Source organism: Micromonospora chaiyaphumensis (assembly GCF_900091435.1).
Lineage (GTDB): Bacteria > Actinomycetota > Actinomycetes > Mycobacteriales > Micromonosporaceae > Micromonospora > Micromonospora chaiyaphumensis.
In genome coordinates this window covers 133,567-152,928 of the sequence record NZ_FMCS01000013.1, presented here as the reverse complement: position 1 = coordinate 152,928, position 19,362 = coordinate 133,567, and the positions used below count along the sequence as shown (strand labels likewise).

Here is a 19,362-nt window from a genome sequence, read left to right as displayed (position 1 = left end):
CGGCGGCGTCAGGCCGTGGTGGTGCGCCGCCGCAGCAGGATCATGACGAGGAGCACGAGCCCGGCGACGAGCGCCACCGCCGCCGCGACGAGCACCGGAACCGCCCAGCCGGGCGTGCCGGCGGAGCTCTCGCCGCCGCCGCTGTCGATGGCGGCCTGGCGGTAGACCTGGGCCAGCAGGTTCGCCGGCGACGCCTCGGCCGCCTCGCCGAAGCGATCGGCGGCGGTGGAGTTCTGGCCGGCGAAGTAGGCGTCGAGGCCGCTGCGGTAGACCTTGTCGGCGTCGCCGAGGGTGTTCTGCACGCCGGCGGTGGAGAGCAGTCCGGCCATGGTGGACACCGGCACGACCAGCCGGTTCGCCTTGTCCGGCCGGAGGATGTCGTTGTCCAGCACGCCCACCACCCGGCCGCTCGGGTCGATGGCGATCCCGCCCCGGGAGTAGAGCCCGAGGTCGTCGTTGATGCGGAAGGCCTGCACGGGCGACTGGGCGTCCACCCCGGTCACCGTCGCCGCCTTGGACGCCACCGTGTAGGTGGCGGACCGGTAGCTGGTGTCGGTGGTGTTGTAGCCGAGGATGAGCAGCGAGGTGTCCGCCGCGATGGTGGCGGAGGGGTTGAGCTCCGCGGCGGGCAGGTTGCCCTGGTCGAGCTTGACGAGGGCGAGGTTCCCCGCGTCGAGGGCGAGCGACTGGACGACCGCCCCCGGGATCGCCGGGCTGTCCGTGACGTCGCCCTTTGCCACGTTCAGCTGGCCGTAGAGCTTGGCGTCGGGCTCCGTGCCGGGCGCCGTGCCGGTGAAGGCGGCCGTCTTCATCCGGGTGCGGGTGAAGGCGGCGACGTCCTTGGCCGGGAGGGTGCGCTCGGCGACCATCGCGTTGGCCAGGGCGCCCAGGGCGTTGCCGAGGAGGATGTCCTGGGTGGGGCGGACGCACTGGGTGTTGGTCAGGACGTGTCCGTCCGAGTTGACCACGAATCCGCTGCACCGGCGGGCGAAGGTGATCGGGGTCTTGCGCAGCAGGGCGTTGTCCTGCTTGTTGCGGACGTACCCGGTGAAGGTGACCTCGACGAACACCATGGACGGCCCGACCGTCGCCAGTGCGCGTTCCTCCGGGCTGCGCAGCGCCGCCTGTGCCCACGGCTTCAGGCCCGGGTTCACCGGAGCGGCACTGGGGAAGGCGCTGGACGCAGCCGTGGGGGTCGTCGCCGGCCGGTCGGAGCCGTCGCCGGAGAGACCCCAGGCGCCCACCCCGCCGGCCACCGCGGCGACCAGCAGGAGCGCCGCGAGCGCGGTCCAGAGCCCGGTCTGCCGGGGCGGACGCGGCGGCGAGGGCTGGATCCGCCGGACCGGCGAGCTGAACGGGTCACCGGGCGGGGCACTGACCGGCTGCGCGGTGTGCGGGTACGCCGGCTGGGGCGGCGCGGACACCGGGGGCGCGGACACCTGCTGAGGCGGGGCCGACACCTGCTGGGGCGGTGCGGAAACCTGCTGCGGCGGCGCGGAGACAGGCGGCGCGGGCATGGCGTGCTGCTGCGGCTGGGCCGGCACCTGCGGCGCGAACGGCGGCGTCTGCTGCACGGGAGGAGGCGTCTGCTGCGCGGGAGGCGGGGTCTGCTGCGGCGGGGGCGAGACCGGCTGCGCCTGCCGCGGGTCGCCCTGCAACGCCCACGGGGCGGGCTGCGACTGCTGCTCGGTCGGCACCTGGAGCATCGCCACCGTGCTGTCCTCGGCCGCCTGCTCGCTGCGGATCTCCTGGCCGAGCGCGAAGAAGAGGTGTTCGGCGCCCGGCCCGCCGTCGGCGATGTACGCCACCCAGGGCGCCTTGGCCGTGAAGTCGGCGGACAGGTAGGGCCGACCGCTGCCGCCGGGGGCGGCCAGCGTCTCCGCCATGCCGGAGAACGCCTGACGCCAGGCCGGATCCTGGGCGGCCGCGGGGTCGAGCACCGCGACGGTCACCAGCCGATCCTGCCCGTCGACGGCCCACCAGGCTTTGCCCACCTGGCAAACGCCCATCACCTCGGTGAACCTGTACGGACCAACCGGCTGCATGCCATATCTCCTCTGCTTATCCGCCGTGCGGATAGTACAGAGACGATGCCCGCCCGTTCGTCCTCCGGTCGCCGCGTGACCACTGCCCGGGCGGCCCGCACCGGTGGGTCCGGGGAAGGGGTCCGAGCCGCGCGAAGCTTGCGCCCTGAAAGTTTTCATGCATAGAGTCAGTCCGTGAATGAAAGCGGTGCGGCACCGACGGACCGCCTGCTCGACCTCTTCCACGGCGTCCGGCTCACCCCGACCCAGCGCCGCATCGCGCACTGCCTGGTCCAGCAGGCGGGCGCGGCGGCGTACCTGTCCGCGGCGGAGGTGGCCGAGCTGGCCGGGGTCAGCCAGCCGTCGGTGACCCGGTTCGCCATGGCGCTCGGGCACGACGGCTACCCCGCGCTGCGCCGCCGGCTGCGGGAGCTGACCGCCACCGGCGCGGCCGACCCGGCCGAGGCGGGCAACGCCCTCCAGCGCGCGGTGCACGCCGAGATGGGCAACCTCGACCGGCTCGCCGGGCAGCTCGCCGACGCGGGCCGGATCGCCGAGGTGGGCAAGCTGCTCGCGGCCAGCCGCCCGCTGCCGGTGCTCGGGCTGCGCGCCGCCGCACCCCTCGCGGCGTACTTCGCGTACTTCGCCGCGAAGGTGCACCCGGACGTGCGGGTCCTCGACGACGGCGGCAGCCTCCTGGCCGACCGGCTCGAACAGGCCGCCGCGGCCGGGGCGACCGCGCTGCTCGCCTTCGTGCTGCCCCGCTATCCCCGGGAGACCCTGGACGCGCTGCGCGAGGCCCGCGACGCCGGGCTGACCGTCGTGGCCATCACCGACTCCCCGGTGAGCCCGGCCACCGACCACGCCGAGGTGGTGCTCCCCGCCGCCGTCGGCACCGATCTGGTCTTCGACCTGCACACCGCTCCCATGACCCTGGCCATGGTGGTGCTCCAGGCGATCTGCGACGCCACCCCCGCCGAAACCCAGTCCCGGCTCGAGGCCTTCGAGTCGTCCGCCGCCCGTCGCCAGTTGTTCCTCGGCTGAGAGGAGTACGAGATGCACCAGCCCGTCCGCGCCGCCCGCGGCACCGCACGCACCGCGAAGGGGTGGCCGCAGGAGGCCGCGCTGCGGATGCTGATGAACAACCTCGACCCGGAGGTGGCCGAGCGCCCCGAGGACCTGGTGGTCTACGGCGGCACCGGCAAGGCGGCCCGGGACTGGCCGTCGTACCACGCGCTGGTCCGGACGCTGACCGACCTGCGCGAGGACGAGACCATGCTGGTGCAGTCCGGCCGCCCGGTCGGCGTCATGCGCACCCACGAGTGGGCGCCCCGGGTGCTGCTGGCCAACTCCAACCTGGTCGGTGACTGGGCCACCTGGCCGGAGTTCCGCCGCCTCGAAGCGCTCGGCCTGACCATGTACGGGCAGATGACCGCGGGCTCCTGGATCTACATCGGCACCCAGGGCATCCTCCAGGGCACCTACGAGACGTTCTCCGCGGTTGCCGAGAAGCGGTTCGGCGGCAGCCTGGCCGGGACGCTGACGCTGACCGCCGGCTGCGGCGGGATGGGCGGGGCGCAGCCCCTGGCGGTCACCATGAACGGCGGCGCCTGCCTCATCGTCGACGTGGACCGCAGCCGGCTGGAGCGGCGGGCGCACGACCGCTACCTGGACGAGATCGCCGACTCGCTGGACGACGCCGTCGAGCGGGCGCTCGCCGCCAAGCGGGACCGCCGGGCGCTCAGCGTCGGGGTGGTCGGCAACGCCGCCACGGTCTTCCCGGAGCTGCTGCGCCGGGGCGTCGCCATCGACATCGTCACCGACCAGACCAGCGCGCACGACCCGCTGTCGTACCTGCCGGAGGGGGTGGAGCTGGCCGACGCCCGGGACTACGCGGCGACGAAGCCGGCCGAGTTCACCGACCGGGCACGGGCCTCGATGGCCAAGCACGTCGAGGCGATGGTCGGCTTCCTCGATGCCGGCGCCGAGGTCTTCGACTACGGCAACTCGATCCGCGGCGAGGCGAAGCTCGGCGGCTACGAGCGGGCCTTCGACTTCCCCGGCTTCGTGCCGGCGTACATCCGGCCGCTGTTCTGCGAGGGCAAGGGCCCGTTCCGCTGGGCGGCGCTCTCCGGCGACCCGAAGGACATCGCGGCCACCGACCGCGCCATCCTCGACCTGTTCCCGGAGAACGAGTCCCTGGCCCGGTGGATCCGGATGGCCGGCGAGCGGGTCGCCTTCCAGGGCCTGCCGGCCCGGATCTGCTGGCTCGGCTACGGCGAGCGGGACAAGGCCGGGGTGCGGTTCAACGAGATGGTCGCCTCCGGCGAGCTGAGCGCGCCCGTGGTGATCGGCCGGGACCACCTGGACTGCGGCAGCGTGGCCAGCCCCTACCGGGAGACCGAGGCGATGGCCGACGGCTCCGACGCGATCGCCGACTGGCCGCTGCTCAACGCGCTGGTCAACACGGCCAGCGGGGCGTCCTGGGTGTCGATCCACCACGGCGGTGGCGTGGGCATCGGCCGGTCGATCCACGCCGGGCAGGTCTGCGTGGCCGACGGCACCGCCCTGGCCGGGCAGAAGATCGAGCGGGTGCTCACCAACGACCCGGCCATGGGCGTCATCCGGCACGTCGACGCCGGCTACGACGACGCCCGCGAGGTCGCCGCCCGCACGGGCGTCCGCGTCCCCATGACGGAGGGCGCGGCGTGAGCGCGAGGAGTGCAGCGCAGCGGAGCCCCGCGGTCGCGAACAACCGGAGTGCAGCGTGAGTGATCTCGCCGTCCGGTTCCGCAAGCTGTGGGACGAGCTGGCGCCCGTCGGGCGGGACGCCGGCAGCGGCGGTTACCTGCGCTACGCGCTCACCGAGCCGGAACTCACGCTGCGCGCGTGGTTCCGGGAACAGGCCGCCCAGCGCGGCATGCCGGTCACCGAGGACGGCAACGGCAACCTGTTCGCCTGGTGGGGCGACCCGGTGGCCGGGGACGCGGTGCTCACCGGCAGCCACTTCGACTCGGTGCCGCACGGCGGGGCCTACGACGGGCCGCTGGGCATCGTGAGCGCGTTCCTGGCCGTGGACGAGCTGCGGGCCGCCGGGGTCACCCCGGTCCGGCCGGTGGCGGTGGCCGCGTTCGTCGAGGAGGAGGGCGGCCGGTTCGGCGTACCCTGCCTGGGGTCGCGGCTGCTCACCGGCGAGATGGCGGTGGAGCGCGCGGCCGGGCTGCGCGACGCGGCGGGGGTGAGCTTCGCCGAGGCGCTGGGCGACCGGCCGGCGGGCGCGGACCCCGGCCTGCTCGGCCGCTTCGCGGCCTTCGTGGAGCTGCACGTCGAGCAGGGCCGCGCGCTGGTCGACCTCGGTGCGCCGGTCGCCGTGGCCAGCGCCATCTGGCCGCACGGCCGCTGGCGCTTCGACTTCGCGGGCGAGGGCAACCACGCGGGTACGACCCGGATGGCCGACCGCCGCGACCCGATGCTCACCTACGCGTTCACCGTGCTCGCGGCGAACAAGGAGGCCCGGCTGCGCGACGCGCACGCCACCGTGGGCCGGGTGGCCGTCGAGCCGAACGCCACCAACGCCATCCCGTCGAAGGTGACCGGCTGGCTGGACGCCCGGGCGGCCGAGCCGGAGACGCTGCACGGCCTGGTCGAGGCGGTCCGGGCCAAGGCCGCGGAGCGGGCGAAGCGGGACGGGACCGAGCTGACCTGCACCCAGGAGTCGGCCACCCCGCTGGTGTCCTTCGACGGCGGGCTGGCCGGCCGGTTGGCCGCGCTGCTCGACGCCCCGGTGCTGCCCACCGGGGCCGGGCACGACGCCGGGGTGCTGGCCACCCACCTGCCGACCGCCATGCTCTTCGTGCGGAACCCGACCGGGGTGTCGCACTCCCCCGCCGAGTCCGCCACCGACGCCGACTGCGCGGCCGGGGTGACCGCCCTGGCCCGGGTGCTGGAGGAGCTGGCATGCCGCTGACCCGCTGGCTGGCCGAGTACGCCTGGCTGCCCGACCACGCCGAGCCCACCCCCGACGTGCTCATCGAGGCCGAGGACGGCCGGATCACCGCGGTCACCCCGCTGGTCGGCGGTGGCGCGCCCGCCGCCGGGGTCGAGGTGCTCGGCGACGCGACCCGCCTGCCCGGGCTCACCCTGCCCGGCCTGGCCAACGCCCACTCGCACGCCTTCCACCGGGCGCTGCGCGGGCGCACCCACGGCGGGCGGGGCGACTTCTGGAGCTGGCGGGACGTCATGTACGACGTGGCCGCCCGGCTCGACCCCGACTCCTACCTGGCCCTGGCCCGGGCCGCGTACGCCGAGATGGCCCTCGCGGGGATCACCTGCGTCGGCGAGTTCCACTACCTGCACCACGGCCCGGAGGGGAAGCATTACGCCGACCCGAACGCCATGTCGGCCGCGCTCGTCGAGGCCGCCGCGCACGCCGGGATCCGGCTCACCCTGCTGGACACCGCCTACCTGACCGCGAGCGTGGACGGCGCGGAACTGGCCGGGACGCAGCGCCGGTTCGGCGACGGGGACGCGCTGCGCTGGGCGGAGCGGGTGGACGCGTTCCGCCCCGAGGACGAGCACGTCCGGGTCGGCGCGGCCATCCACTCGGTGCGCGCGGTGCCCGCCGAGCAGCTCGCCACCGTGGCCGGCTGGGCCGACCGCAACGGCGTGCCGCTGCACGTGCACCTCTCCGAGCAGCCCGCCGAGAACGACGCCTGCCGGGCCGTGCACGGGTGCACCCCGACCCGGCTGCTGGCCGACCACGGGGTGCTCGGCCGGCACACCACGGCGGTGCACGCCACCCACCCGACCAGCGCCGACGTCGCGCTGCTCGGGGAGAGCCGGACCGGCGTGTGCCTCTGCCCCACCACCGAGCGCGACCTGGCCGACGGGATCGGGCCGGCCCGGCGGATGGCCGAGGCGGGCAGCCCGCTCAGCCTGGGCAGCGACAGCCACGCCGTGGTGGACCTCTTCGAGGAGGCCCGCGCCGTGGAGCTGGACGAGCGGCTGCGCACCCGGAAGCGGGGGCACTTCCGCGCCGCCGAGCTGGTGGGCGCGGCGACCGTGGGCGGGCACGCCGCGCTCGGCTGGGGCGACGCCGGCCGGCTGTCGGTCGGCGACCGGGCCGACCTCGTGACGGTACGGCTGGACAGCGCCCGGACCGCCGGGGTGCCGCCGGTCGGCGCGTTCTTCGCGGCCACCGCCGCGGACGTGACGCACGTGGTGGTCGACGGGCGGACGGTGGTGGCCGACGGCCGGCACCTGACCGTTGACGTCCCGGCGGAGCTGGAGCACGCCATCCGGGAGGTGACCGCGTGAGCCCGGACACCTGGCAGCACCGACCGGTCCGCCCGGGCGACCCGGTGCGGCCGGCGCCGCGCAACACCGGCAGCCTGCTGGTCGACAACATCGGGGAGCTGGTCACCAACGACGTCGGCGGCGAGGGCGGGCCGCTGGGCATCCGCCGCGACGCCGCCCTGCTGGTCGAGGACGGGCAGGTGGCCTGGGTCGGGCCGGCCCGGTACGCGCCGGCTGCCGACCGGCGGATCGACGCCGAGGGCGGAACCGTGCTGCCCGGTTTCGTGGACAGCCACGCCCACCTCGTCTTCGCCGGGGACCGGGCCGCCGAGTTCGCCGCCCGGATGGCCGGCGAGCCCTACACCGGTGGCGGCATCCGCACCACCGTGGGCGCGACCCGCGCAGCCTCCGACGACGACCTGCGGGCCACCGTCCGGCGGCTGCACGGCGAGGCCATGCGGCAGGGCACCACCACCATCGAGATCAAGAGCGGATACGGGCTCACCGTCGCCGACGAGGCCCGCTCGCTGCGGATCGCCGCCGAGTTCACCGAGGACACCACCTTCCTCGGCGCGCACGTGGTCCCCGCCGAGTACGCCGACCGCCCCGACGACTACGTGGGCCTGGTGTGCGGGCCGATGCTGGCCGCCGCCGCGCCCCACGCCCGCTGGATCGACGTGTTCTGCGAGCGGGGCGCCTTCGACGTGGACCACGCCCGGGCGATCCTCGCCTGCGGGCAGGCCGTCGGGCTGGGCGTGCGGGTGCACGCCAACCAGCTCGGCCCCGGGCCGGGCGTGCAGCTCGGGGTGGAGCTCGGCGCGGCCAGCGTCGACCACTGCACCCACCTGACCGACGCCGACATCGACGCGCTCGCGTCGCACCGGGTCGATTGCATGTGCCCGGAAGGCCTGCACACCACCACCGTCGCCACCCTGCTGCCCGGCGCGGAGTTCTCGACCCGGTCGCCGTATCCGGACGCTCGCCGGCTGCTCGACGCCGGTGTCACCGTGGCCCTCGCGACGGACTGCAACCCCGGGTCGTCGTACACCTCGTCGATGCCCTTCTGCCTCGCCCTCGCCGTACGCGAGATGCGGATGACCCCGGCGGAGGCGGTCTGGGCCGCGACCGCCGGCGGGGCGGCGGCGCTGCGCCGCACCGACGTGGGCCGGCTCGCGCGGGGCGCGCGGGCCGACCTGATGATCCTCGACGCCCCGTCCCACCTGCACCTGGCCTACCGGCCCGGTGTGCCCTTGATCCGCCAGGTTCTGCACAACGGAGTGCCGCAATGTCGACCGTAGTCATCCAGCCCACCGGAATCTCCCCCGCCGACGTGCTCGCCGTGGCCCGCGGCACCGCCAAGGTGGTCCTCGACCCCGCCACGGTGGAGGCGATGGCGACCAGCCGGTCCATCGTGGACGGCATCGAGGCCGCCGGCCGCCCCGTGTACGGCGTCTCCACCGGGTTCGGGGCGCTCGCCAACACGTTCGTGGCGCCCGAGCGGCGGGCCGAGCTCCAGCACGCGCTGATCCGCTCGCACGCCGCCGGGGTGGGCGCGCCCATGCCCCGCGAGGTGGTGCGGGCCATGATGCTGCTGCGGGTACGCTCGCTCGCCCTCGGCCGCTCCGGGGTCCGCCCGGTGGTCGCCGAGGCGCTCGTGGACCTGCTCAACCACGAGGTGACCCCGTGGGTGCCGGAGCACGGCTCGCTCGGCGCGTCCGGCGACCTCGCGCCCCTCGCCCACTGCGCGCTGGTGCTGCTCGGCGAGGGCTGGGTGCTCGGCCCGGCCGGCGACCGGATCCCGGCCGGCGACGCGCTGCGCCGGGTCGGGCTGGAGCCGCTGGAGCTGGCCGCCAAGGAGGGGCTGGCGCTGATCAACGGCACCGACGGCATGCTGGGCATGCTGCTGCTGGCCATCCACGACGCCCGGCACCTGTTCGCCCTGGCCGACGTGACCGCCGCGCTGGCCATCGAGGCGATGCTCGGTTCGGAGCGGCCGTTCCTGCCCGAGCTGCACGCCATCCGGCCGCACCCGGGCCAGGCCGCCTCGGCCGCGAACATCCACAAGCTGCTGCAGAACTCGGCGGTCATGGACTCGCACCGCGACGACCTGGCGCACGCCGTGCAGGACGCGTACTCGATGCGCTGTGCGCCGCAGGTGGCCGGGGCGGCTCGGGACACCCTCGACTTCGTCGAGGTGGTGGCCGGGCGGGAGCTGCTGTCGGTGGTGGACAACCCGGTGGTCCTGCCGGACGGGCGGGTCGAGTCGACCGGCAACTTCCACGGCGCGCCGCTCGGCTTCGCCGCCGACTATCTGGCCATCGCCGCGTCCGAGGTGGGCGCGATCGCCGAGCGCCGGGTGGACCGGCTGCTCGACGTCACCCGCTCCCGGGAGCTGCCGGCGTTCCTCTCCCCCGACGCCGGGGTCAACTCGGGGCTGATGATCGCCCAGTACACGGCGGCCGGGATCGTCGCGGAGAACCGCCGGCTCGCCGCCCCCGCCTCGGTCGACTCGCTGCCCACCAGCGGCATGCAGGAGGACCACGTCTCGATGGGCTGGGCGGCGACGAAGAAGCTGCGCACCGTGCTGGACAACCTGACCAGCGTGCTCGCGGTCGAGCTGCTGGCCGCCGTACGCGGGCTCCAGCTCCGCGCGCCGCTGGCCCCGTCGCCGGCCGGCCGGGCCGCGCTGGCCGCGCTCGGCGAGGTGGCCGGCGAGCCGGGGCCGGACGTGTTCCTCGCCCCGCTCATGGAGGCGGCGCGGGAGGTCGTGCGCGGGCCCGAGCTGCGCGCCGCGATCGAGCGCGAGGTCGGCCCGCTGAGCTGACCGGGGTGTGGCGGTGCCCGGCCGGGCACCGCCACCACGTGCCGTCAGGCGGCGGGCGGGAGCACCTTGGCGACCAGCTTGGCCAGCTCGCGCAGCGCCTTGCCGCGGTGGCTGACCGCGTCCTTCTCCTCCGGGGTCAGCTCGGCGTTGGTCCGCTCCTGCCCGTCGCCCAGGAAGATCGGGTCGTAGCCGAAGCCGCCGTCGCCGCGCGGGGCGCGCAGCAGCCGGCCCGCCTGCCGGCCGTCGACCAGGTGCTCCTTGCCGCTGGGCAGCACCAGGGCCACCGTGCAGACGAAGGCGGCGCCCCGGTGCTCGTCCGGCAGGTCGGCGATCTGGTCCAGCACGAGCTGGAGGTTGGCCCGGTCGTCGCCGTGCGAACCGGCCCAGCGGGCGCTGAACACGCCCGGCATGCCGTTGAGCGCGTCCACGGCCAGGCCGGAGTCGTCGGCGATGGTCGGCAGGCCGGTCCGCCGGCAGCCCTCCCGGGCCTTGATCAGCGCGTTCTCGCCGAAGGTCAGGCCGGACTCGGGCAGCTCCGGGTATTCCTCGACGTCGTCCAGGCCGAGCAGGGCGATCCGGTGGGCGCCGAGCGCGCCGTCGAGGATCCGCTGGAGCTCGACGAGCTTCTTCCGGTTGCGGGTGGCCAGGAGCACGGTGTTCATGAGTTCAGCGCCTTCCGCTGCGCGTCGGCCAGTTCCAGGCAGCCCGCCACGCCCAGGTCGAGCAGGGCGTCGAGCTGCTCCCGGGCGAAGATGCCGGCCTCGCCCGTCCCCTGCACCTCGACGAAGTCACCCGTCCCGGTGCAGACCACGTTCATGTCGACCTCGGCGGCCACGTCCTCCTCGTAGCACAGGTCGAGTCGCGGCTCGCCGGCGATGATGCCGACGCTGACCGCCGCCACCGACCGGTGCATCACCTTCTCCACCTTGCCGGCCAGGGCCTTGCGCTCGGCGAGCCAGGTCACCGCGTCGTGCAGCGCCACGTACGCGCCCGTGATGGCGGCCGTCCGCGTGCCGCCGTCGGCCTGGAGCACGTCGCAGTCGAGCACCACCGAGTTCTCGCCGAGCGCCTTAAGGTCGACGCAGGCACGCAGGCTGCGGCCGATGAGGCGGGAGATCTCGTGGGTCCGGCCGCCGACCTTGCCCTTGACGCTCTCCCGGTCCGAGCGGGTGTTGGTGGCCCGGGGCAGCATGGCGTACTCGGCGGTCACCCAGCCGAGCCCGGAGCCCTTGCGCCAGCGGGGCACGCCCTCGGTCACGCTGGCCGTGCAGAGCACCCGGGTCGCGCCGAACTCGACGAGCACCGAGCCCTCGGGGTGGGTGCTCCAGCCCCTGGTCAGGGTCACCGGTCGGAGTTGGTCGGGCCGCCGCCCGTCAGGTCGCGCCATGCCTGCACCCTATGCGGTGCGGTGATCGAAGCGCTGCGCGGTGCCCCAACGATCGCTCGCGGCTTCGGACGGCTTCCCTCAGCCTGCGGGAATGAGGCAGGATGACCTTCATCTCCGCGCAGCCGAATCCCGGATAGGTCAGGAACATGCCCCTGTCGCGCCGCGTGATCGTCTCAGCAGTCGTCGCCACGGTCGCCGTCGGTTCGGGGGTGGGCTTCGCCGTCTGGGCCGGCGGTGACGATCCGGCGTACCGTCCGCCGAGCGGCCACGTCGTGCAGCCGGGGGCGCCGGGGCAACCGGGCAGATCCCTGTCGGGGGACGACCTGGCCCAGGTCTCGCCGCCCGGGTTCAAGGCGGCCGACACCCTGTTCATCCAGGGCATGATCCCGCACCACGCGCAGGCGTTGGAGATGACCGCGCTGCTGCCGGGCCGCACCACCAACCCGGACGTGACGCTGCTGGCGAAACGGATCGACGTGTCGCAGCGCGACGAGATCACCCGGATGCAGCGGTGGCTCGCGGAGCGGAGCGTGCCGACCACCGGCCCGAACGCGGGCCATGCCGGGCACGAGCTCATGCCGGGGATGCTCACCGCCGCGCAGCTGGACCAGCTCAAGCAGGCCCGCAACGGCGACTTCGACCGGCTCTTCCTCACCTTCATGATCCGCCATCACCAGGGCGCGCTGAGCATGGTGGAGGAGCTCTACGCCTCGGGTGGCGGCGTCGAGCCGGCGACCGACCAGTTCGCCCGTGAGGTGAACGCGGACCAGAGCATCGAGATCCAGCGGATGCAGGAGATGCTGGCCAAGATGGGCTGACCCCGGACAGGGTGAAGGGCACCTCGATCCGAGGTGCCCTTCACTGAGCGACGGGTCAGAGGGTGTCCGCCAGGTCCAGGACGGCCTTCTTCAACGTCTGGTGCTCGGGCGCGCCGAGCTTGTTGGACAGTGCCCGCAGCTGAGCGGCGGCGGCGGACCGCTTGCCCTCGGCCGCATACCCTTCGGCCCGCTCCAGGAACTTGTCGACCTGGGACTTCAGCGGGTGACCGATGGCGTCGGCACGCACCGTCTGGTCGTAGTACGCACGGGCGAGGGCGAAGCTCGGCGTCCAGGTGATCTTCGGCTGGCCCTGGGCGTTGAACTGGCCGAGCTGGACCTCCTCGGCCGCCGTGATCTCCGCCTTCGACAGGTGCTCGCTGGGGGTCAGCTTGAACACGTCGAGGCCGCGGGCGATCTCGTTGCCGAAGAGGCTGCCGTTGTACCAGTACGCCGACCAGAACCCGCCGAGCACGAGCGAGTTCGGGTTGACCGCCCCGCGGTCGAAGAACGCGATCTCCCGCGGGTGGGCCGAGTCGGTGAAGTCGAACACCGAGATGCCGCCCTGGTACCAGGCCTGCATCATGATGTCGCGGCCGGGCACCGGGATCAGCGAACCGTTGTGCGCCACGCAGTTCTCCTGCAGCGACTGCGGGACCGGCAGCTTGTAGTAGCTGGCGAACGTCATCTTCCGGTCGACGATGTCGAAGATGGCGTTGGCGCCCCACTCCGGCTGGTCGGTGTCCCGGCAGCGAGCACCGCTGCCCCCGCCCCACTCGTCGGTGAAGATCACCTTGGTGCCGTCGTTGTTGAACGTCGCCGAGTGCCAGTACGCGAAGTTCGGGTCGGACACCTCGTCGATCCGGCGCGGGTTCGCCGGGTCCGAGATGTCGATGAGGATGCCGTTGCCCTGGCAGGCGCCGGCAGCCAGCCCGATCTCCGGGTACGCGGTGATGTCGTGGCAGGCGTTGGTGTTCGGCGTGGGCGACCAGTTCGACCCGGACGGGTGCCGGGGCGTCACCGGCCCGTTCTGCAGGCCGTCGATCCGGCCGGTCTCCGGGTCGGTGAACAGCCGCGGCTGGTTCACCACGGCGGCCTGCTCAGGCGCCGCCACCGGCACCTTGATGACGTCGATCCGCCAACGCGAGGGGTCCTTCCCGTTCGCGGGGTTGTTGTTGCAACCGGCCATCGTCGTCGCCGGGCGCACCGAGGTCGTGCCCGAGACGTAGACGTAGACGTTGCTCGCGTCGTCGGGGTCGGTCACCACGGTGTGCGTGTGCGAGCCGCGGCAGAGCTGAACCGCCGCGACCTGCACCGGGTTGCGTACGTCGCTGATGTCGAAGACCCGGACGCCCTGGAACCGGGTGCCGACGCTGGGGTTCGTGCCGCAGTCGACCCGCCCGCGGGTCTCCTCCACCGACATGAACAGCAGGTTGTCGTGGACCGAGATGTCACCCTGCCCACCCGGGCACACGACGCTGGTGACCAGCTGCGGGTCGCTGGGCGCCGAGACGTCGAAGATGTTGAACCCGTTGTAGTTGCCCGTGAACGCGTACCCGCCGCCGAAGGCGAAGTCCGAGTTGTAGAACCCGCCGTTGCCCGGGTTCGCCGGGTCGACCATGCCCGCAGGCTTGTCGCGGTGCGCGACCTGCTCGAGATTGCTGATCGCCGACTGCGCGTCGAGCCAGCCGGCGCCGAGTCCGATTCGTGGATCGGGCTCGGCCGCCGAGGCCGTACCCGGCACCGCGCCGGCCAGGAGCACGCCGGCCGCGATGAGGCCGAGCGCTTGTCGGCCCTTACGTGACCTTGGACTGAGGTGGTGTGTCATGCGATGCCTTCCGTTCGAAGGACCTGACGCAACGTCCACATGGCAGGCACGGCGCGTCGTGTGAGTAAGGACCGTACCGACGCTGATCCGCAGGTCAAGAGGCCAGTGCGGCGTATGTACATATTTGCGAAGGCAAGTTTTTGTGCTTTACCTTCCCGTGATCCGCAGGTCACGACATGCGTCGAACCTGGAGGGCCGATCTTTCGCCACTCGTCGGATGAACCGCCGGCGAGCCGCCCCGTAGCGTCGATGCAATTCGATCCGCACCGGCTTGCGCACAGAAAGTGACCGCCTGTGCGGACGGATCGGCGCTTGACGCTGTCTTCTCCGACGTCGAAAGGAGCAGCGGTGCCCCTGCCCTCACGCCCGTCCCGTGTTCGCCGCAATGCCACGTTGCTGCTGTCCACCACCCTGGTCGCGTCCATGACGACGTTGACCGCGCAGCCCGCCGCAGCGGAGCCGGACAAGGCCGCCCCCGCGAACCCGACCTTCCTCACCGGCCCCAACCAGGGCACACCGAACGAGATCGCCACGTCCTACCTGCGCGCACACCCCGCCGATCACGGGGTACGCGCCACCGACCTGGCCGACCTCGCGGTGGCCTCCAGCTACACCAGCCGCCACAACGGCGTCACCCACGTCAACCTGGCCCAGCGCTACAAGGACCTCGAGGTCTTCGGCGCCACCGCCACGGTGAACATCGCCCGCGACGGCAGCGTCGTGTTCGTCGGTGACACCCTGGTCCCCGGGCTGGCCGACAACGCCTCCGGCGCCGCCACGCTCGACGCGGTCGAGGCGGTGCACGCCGCCGCGGACGCCCTGGATCTGCCCGATCCGGCTGACCCGAGGGTGATGAGCCGCAGCGCAGGCACCGCCCAGCGCACGGTGGTCTCCGGCGCCGGCATCTCCGACCAGCCCATCCCCGCCAAGCTCGGCTGGCAGCCCACCGCCGACGGGCTCCGCCTGGCCTGGCAACTCGTCATCGACGACTCCACCGACACCCACCTGTGGAACGCGGCCGTCGACGCCCAGAGCGGCAAGCTGCTCAAGGCCGACGACTGGACGATCCACGAGGACGTCAAGGAGGTCGCCGACAACCTGGACCGCAGCGCGCCGGGACGCTCGACGACGCTGAACAGCGCGGCCTTCGGGTCGCGCAACCCCGTGCCGGACGGCTCCAGCTACCGGGTCTTCGCCGGCCCGGCCGAGAGCCCGAACGACGCAGCGCGGACCCTGGTGACCAACCCGGCCGACGGGACGGCCTCGCCGTACGGCTGGCACGACGTCGACGGCGCCGCGGGGGCCGAGCACACCACCACCCAGGGCAACAACGTCCACGCCTACCACGACGAGGACGACAACAACGCGCCCGACTTCGGCAGCAGCCCGGACGGCGGCGCGAACCTGACCTTCGACCACCCGCTCGACCTCGGCGAGCACGCCCAGAACTACCGGGACGCCGCGACCGACAACCTCTTCTACTGGAACAACATCATCCACGACGTCACCTACCAGTACGGCTTCGACGAGGTGTCGGGGAACTTCCAGGCGAACAACTACGGTCGGGGCGGCGCGGGCGGCGACTACGTCCGGGCGGAGGCGGCCGACGGCCGCGGCACCAACAACGCCAACTTCTCCACCCCGGCGGTGGACGGCGTCGGCGCACCGCGCATGCAGATGTACCTGTGGCCGGGCACCCAGTTCGGCAGCCCGAACCAGGTCGTCGTGGACGGCGTCGGCTCCTTCGACGCGTCCTGGGCGCGGTTCACGCCGGCACCGACCACGGCCGGCCTGGCCGGGCACCGCCTCGTGTACGCGGGCACCGGCTGCACCACGGCGACCTACCCCGCCACCCCGCCGTCGGGCGGGTGGATCAGCGTGGTCGACGGCGGCACCACGGCCTGCACCTACCTGCAGCGGGCCCAGGTCGCCCAGTCGCTCGGCGCCAAGGCACTGGTGGTCGCCCACAACGCCACCGGCAGCGCCCCGGTGCTGACCGGGCTCATGACATCCGCGCCGGTCACCATTCCGGCCGTCGCCGTGACCCAGGCCGACGGCAACGCGATCAAGGCTGCCATCGAAGCGGGCGAGGCCACCGGGTCGGTGCGCAAGCACCCGAACCACCCGGGCATCCGCGACGGTGACCTCGACGCCGGGGTCATCATCCACGAGTACACGCACGGCATCTCCAACCGGCTCACCGGCGGCCCGACGGTCAACTGCCTGACGGGCAACGAGCAGATGGGCGAGGGCTGGAGTGACTTCATGGCGGTCACGACGCTGCTCGACCCGACGTTCGACACGGCCGACGGGCAGCGCGGCATGGGCCCGTACGTGCTGTTCCAGGACGACCGGCACGGCGCCGGCATCCGGCCGCGGCCGTACTCCCGGAACATGGAGATCCAGCCGTTCACCTACGACGGGATCAAGACGGGCGGCTGGCTCAACGGGACGTCCCTGGCGGTGCCGCACGGCATCGGGCACGCGTGGGCGTCGGTCCTGTGGGACATGACCTGGAACCTGATCGACCGGCACGGGTTCAACCCGGCCGTCTACGAGCCGTGGAACACCGGCGGCAACAACCTGGCCCTCCAGCTCGTCATCGACGGGCTCAAGATGCAGGGCTGCGGCCCCGGCTTCGTCACGGGCCGCAACGCCATCATCGCCGCCGACGCGGCGCTGACCGGCGGCGAGAACGCCTGCATCATCTGGGGCTCGTTCGCCCGCCGGGGTCTCGGCTACAGCGCGGTGCAGGGCACCACGGCCCGCGACGACAACACCGAGGCCTTCGACACCCACCCGTCCTGCCGGGGGGACTTCGTCGGCCGCTCGGCCCAGCCGGCGCTCAACACCGTCGTCGCCGGTGACGCCGTACCGATGAAGTTCAAGCTCGCCAGCAACCGCGGCCTGGACATCCTCGCCAGCGGCTCGCCGTACTCCCGGCTGGTCGACTGCGACACCCTCCGGACCGTCGGGCCCGACGGCGCGATCACCCCGCGACCCACCCCGGTCGCGGCGCAGAACCCCGGCGGCTCACACCTCTCGGTGAACGCCAACGGCCAGTACAACTACCCGTGGAAGACCGACCCGGCCTGGGCCGGCACCTGCCGCGAATTCGTGCTGACCCTGGACAACGGATTCCAGTACCGCACCTACTTCCGGTTCGTCGCCGGGTCGTAGCACCGCCGCCACTCCCGAGGGGGCGTCCCGGCCCGGGGCGCTCCCTCCGGCGTGCTCGGGACAGGTGGTCAGACCTCGTAGGAGGCGCCGGCGCGGACCACCTCGAGCGGTCCGCCGTACGCGCCGGCCGCCGACTCCACGGTGTGCGACTCGCTGCCCCAGGCGGGGACGAGGTGGGTGAGCAGCAGCCGGCCCACCCCCGCCTTGGTCGCCGCCTCGCCGGCCTCCCGGCCGGTCAGGTGCAGGTCCGGCGGGTTCTCCACCCCGTCCATGTAGCTGGCCTCGCAGAGGAACACGTCGGCGTCCTGGGCCAGGCGCAGCAGCGCGTCGCAGGGTGCGGTGTCCGCGGAGTAGCAGAAGACCCGCCCGCCGTGCTCCAGCCGCACCCCGTACGTCTCGACCGGGTGGTTCATCCGGTCGACGGTCACGGTGAACGGCCCGATCGGGAAGGTGCCCGGCTGGAGGCCGTAGAACTGGTAGACGTCCTCCACCGAGCCCTCCTCCTGCCCGTACGCGCTGGCGATCCGGTCCGGCGCGCCGGACGGGGCGTACATCGGCAGGGGCGGGTAGGGGCCGTCCGGGGCGTACCGGCGCACCACCACGTAGGACACCGCGTCGAACATGTGGTCGCAGTGCAGGTGGGTGAGGAGGATGGCGTCGGGGGCGTGCAGCCCGACGTAGCGCTGGAGCGTGGAGAGCGACCCCACCCCGAAGTCGATCAGGAGGCGGAACCCGTCGGCCTCCATGAGGTAGGCGGAGCAGGGAGACTCGGGCCCGGGAAAACTGCCCGCGCAGCCGAGGACGGTCAGTCGCATCCGGTCGCCTCGATCTCACGCTTGGTAGTCGACACGCCGGCGGTCGCCCCGCCGATGATCTCTACCGACGCGTTCGCCACGCTGCGCAGCCTACGCGTCGGCCCGGTCGGGCAAGAATCATCTGCCGGAAGTTGTCATCAACGTGACACCCGCACGCGTCCGGTCCCGGGCGGGCACGGTCGGTCCGGTCCGCGCCGTACGCGGGCCGAACCGACCGTGGCGCCGTCAGGCCCAGAGCTGCCCCTCCAGAGCGTCCTCGGCGTCCGCGAGGGTGCCGCCGTACGCCCCGGTCGACAGGTACTTCCACCCGCCGTCGGCGACCACGAAGGCCACGTCGGCGCGGCGGCCGTCCCGGACCGCCTCGTGCGCCACCGCGAGGGCGGCGTGCAGGATCGCTCCGGTGGAGAAGCCGGCGAAGATCCCCTCCACCTCGACGAGCTGCCGGGTCCGCAGCACCGCGTCCCGGGTGCCCACCGAGAACCGCCGGGAGAGCACGGTGGCGTCGTACAGCTCGGGCACGTAGCCCTCGTCGATGTTGCGCAGCCCGTAGACCAGCTCACCGTAGCGGGGCTCGGCCGCGACGACCTGGATGCCGTCGACCTTCTCCCGCAGGTAGCGCCCGGTGCCCATCAGCGTGCCGGTGGTGCCCAGGCCGGCCACGAAGTGGGTGATGGTCGGCAGGTCGTGCAGCAGCTCCGGCCCGGTCGTCTCGTAGTGCGCCCGGGCGTTCGCCTCGTTGCCGTACTGGAAGAGCATCACCCAGTCCGGGTGCTCGGCGGCGATCTGCTTGGCGGTGGCGACGGCCTGGTTCGAGCCGCCCGCCGCCGGCGAGAAGATGATCTCCGCGCCGTACATCCGCAGCAGCTGGACCCGCTCGGTGGAGACGTTCTCCGGCATCACGCAGACCAGCCGGTAGCCGCGCAGCTTCGCCACCATGGCCAGCGAGATGCCGGTGTTGCCGCTGGTCGGCTCCAGGATGGTGTCACCCGGGCGGAGCCGGCCGGCCTCCTCGGCGGCCCGGACCATGAACAGCGCCGCCCGGTCCTTGATGCTGCCCGTCGGGTTCCGGTCCTCCAGCTTCGCCCAGAGCCGCACCGGCGGCGCCCCGTCGGGGACCGTCGGCGAGAGCCGGGGCAGCCCCACGAGGGGCGTGCCCCCGCACGCGTCGAGCAGGCTGTCGTACCGTGCCATGCC

14 protein-coding genes are annotated in these 19,362 nt (G+C 73.3%); 8 read left to right on the top strand and 6 right to left on the bottom strand.

Annotated features, from left to right (window positions below):
* Positions 1–8: 8 nt before the first annotated feature.
* Entirely contained in the window at positions 9–1,952 is a 1,944-nt protein-coding gene (locus GA0070214_RS28395; protein ID WP_139141922.1) for a trypsin-like peptidase domain-containing protein, read from the bottom strand.
* A gap of 267 nt (positions 1,953–2,219) precedes the next feature.
* Between GA0070214_RS28395 and GA0070214_RS28390 the strand changes: the two genes are divergently transcribed.
* The 6 genes from GA0070214_RS28390 to hutH are packed head-to-tail and all read left to right on the top strand — an operon-like array spanning position 2,220 to position 10,143.
* Positions 2,220–3,068, top strand: a complete 849-nt coding sequence (locus GA0070214_RS28390) for a MurR/RpiR family transcriptional regulator (RefSeq protein ID WP_091269584.1) — start codon at positions 2,220–2,222, stop codon at positions 3,066–3,068.
* A gap of 12 nt (positions 3,069–3,080) precedes the next feature.
* Positions 3,081–4,736 (top strand): urocanate hydratase, encoded by a 1,656-nt coding sequence (hutU, locus tag GA0070214_RS28385; protein ID WP_091269583.1) that lies wholly within the window; start codon positions 3,081–3,083, stop codon positions 4,734–4,736.
* A 55-nt stretch (positions 4,737–4,791) separates the two neighbouring features.
* The gene (locus GA0070214_RS28380; RefSeq protein ID WP_091269582.1) at positions 4,792–5,991 is read left to right on the top strand and encodes an allantoate amidohydrolase; all 1,200 of its coding nucleotides are present in this window, start codon (positions 4,792–4,794) and stop codon (positions 5,989–5,991) included.
* Positions 5,988–7,340 (top strand): formimidoylglutamate deiminase, encoded by a 1,353-nt coding sequence (locus tag GA0070214_RS28375; protein WP_091269629.1) that lies wholly within the window; start codon positions 5,988–5,990, stop codon positions 7,338–7,340. Before GA0070214_RS28380 ends, GA0070214_RS28375 begins: the two co-directional genes overlap by 4 nt.
* A gap of 44 nt (positions 7,341–7,384) precedes the next feature.
* Positions 7,385–8,617: an imidazolonepropionase gene (gene hutI / locus GA0070214_RS28370; RefSeq protein WP_091269628.1), complete on the top strand. Its 1,233-nt coding sequence runs from the start codon at positions 7,385–7,387 to the stop codon at positions 8,615–8,617.
* Complete coding sequence (gene hutH / locus GA0070214_RS28365; RefSeq protein ID WP_091269581.1) at positions 8,605–10,143, top strand: histidine ammonia-lyase; 1,539 nt, start codon at positions 8,605–8,607, stop codon at positions 10,141–10,143. The genes hutI and hutH overlap by 13 nt, the downstream gene beginning before the upstream one ends.
* Positions 10,144–10,187: 44 nt before the next feature.
* On the opposite strand, the gene rdgB is transcribed toward hutH, so the two are convergent.
* Both rdgB and rph read right to left on the bottom strand, forming a co-directional pair.
* Complete coding sequence (gene rdgB / locus GA0070214_RS28360) at positions 10,188–10,805, bottom strand: RdgB/HAM1 family non-canonical purine NTP pyrophosphatase (RefSeq protein WP_091269580.1); 618 nt, start codon at positions 10,803–10,805, stop codon at positions 10,188–10,190.
* Entirely contained in the window at positions 10,802–11,530 is a 729-nt protein-coding gene (gene rph / locus GA0070214_RS28355) for a ribonuclease PH (RefSeq protein ID WP_091269579.1), read from the bottom strand. The genes rdgB and rph overlap by 4 nt, the downstream gene beginning before the upstream one ends.
* 146 nt (positions 11,531–11,676) lie before the next feature.
* Here rph and GA0070214_RS28350 point away from each other — a divergent pair, with 146 nt between their 5' ends.
* Positions 11,677–12,348, top strand: coding sequence for a DUF305 domain-containing protein (locus GA0070214_RS28350; RefSeq protein WP_091269578.1), 672 nt, complete (start codon positions 11,677–11,679; stop codon positions 12,346–12,348).
* A gap of 55 nt (positions 12,349–12,403) precedes the next feature.
* Here GA0070214_RS28350 and GA0070214_RS28345 read toward each other — a convergent pair whose 3' ends face one another.
* Complete coding sequence (locus tag GA0070214_RS28345; protein WP_091269577.1) at positions 12,404–14,173, bottom strand: LVIVD repeat-containing protein; 1,770 nt, start codon at positions 14,171–14,173, stop codon at positions 12,404–12,406.
* 348 nt (positions 14,174–14,521) lie between these two features.
* Here GA0070214_RS28345 and GA0070214_RS28340 point away from each other — a divergent pair, with 348 nt between their 5' ends.
* Positions 14,522–17,353: a M36 family metallopeptidase gene (locus GA0070214_RS28340; RefSeq protein WP_244167889.1), complete on the top strand. Its 2,832-nt coding sequence runs from the start codon at positions 14,522–14,524 to the stop codon at positions 17,351–17,353.
* Between the two features lie 68 nt (positions 17,354–17,421).
* On the opposite strand, the gene GA0070214_RS28335 is transcribed toward GA0070214_RS28340, so the two are convergent.
* Entirely contained in the window at positions 17,422–18,168 is a 747-nt protein-coding gene (locus GA0070214_RS28335; RefSeq protein WP_091269575.1) for an MBL fold metallo-hydrolase, read from the bottom strand.
* 225 nt (positions 18,169–18,393) lie between these two features.
* Entirely contained in the window at positions 18,394–19,359 is a 966-nt protein-coding gene (locus tag GA0070214_RS28330; protein WP_091269574.1) for a PLP-dependent cysteine synthase family protein, read from the bottom strand.
* Between the last annotated feature and the right edge of the window lie 3 nt (positions 19,360–19,362).